Raw genomic sequence first — 482 nt, forward strand, 5'->3', positions numbered from 1 at the left:
GTCCGCTCCATCGCCACCTTCCAGCGCCGTACCGATCTCTGCATCCTCGTCGACAAGGACGCGCCGATCGGCAAGGTAGCCGATCTCAAGGGCAAGACGGTGGTGGTGCTCGGTGGCGGCGACACGGCCATGGACTGCGTGCGGACCGCCGTGCGCCAGGGCGCAGCCTCGGTCAGCTGTCTCTACCGCCGCGACCGCGCCAACATGCCCGGCTCGCAGCGCGAAGTGAACAATGCCGAGGAGGAAGGCGTCGAGTTCGTCTGGCTCTCCGCACCCGAAAGCTTCACCGGCCGTGATGCCGTCAGCGGCGTGAAAGCAAGCGGCATGCGCCTCGGCGCACCCGACGCCTCGGGCCGACGCGCGCCCGAAATCGACCCGCAAGGCGGCTTCGATCTGCCCGCCGATCTCGTCATCAAGGCGCTCGGCTTCGATGCCGAGGATCTGCCGAAACTGTTCGGCGCGCCCGAACTCGGCACGACGCG

At 68.5% G+C, this 482-nt stretch carries 1 protein-coding gene; it reads left to right on the plus strand.

Annotated features, from left to right (window positions below; translation table 11 throughout):
• Window positions 1-482: FAD-dependent oxidoreductase (locus AACY52_RS30545; RefSeq protein ID WP_339561420.1), on the plus strand; the 482-nt coding region annotated here is incomplete at both ends.

Origin of the sequence: Pseudomonas sp. EA_65y_Pfl1_P113 (assembly GCF_963970525.1) — a bacterium.
GTDB classification, from domain to species: Bacteria; Pseudomonadota; Gammaproteobacteria; order Pseudomonadales; family Pseudomonadaceae; genus Aquipseudomonas; species Aquipseudomonas tritici.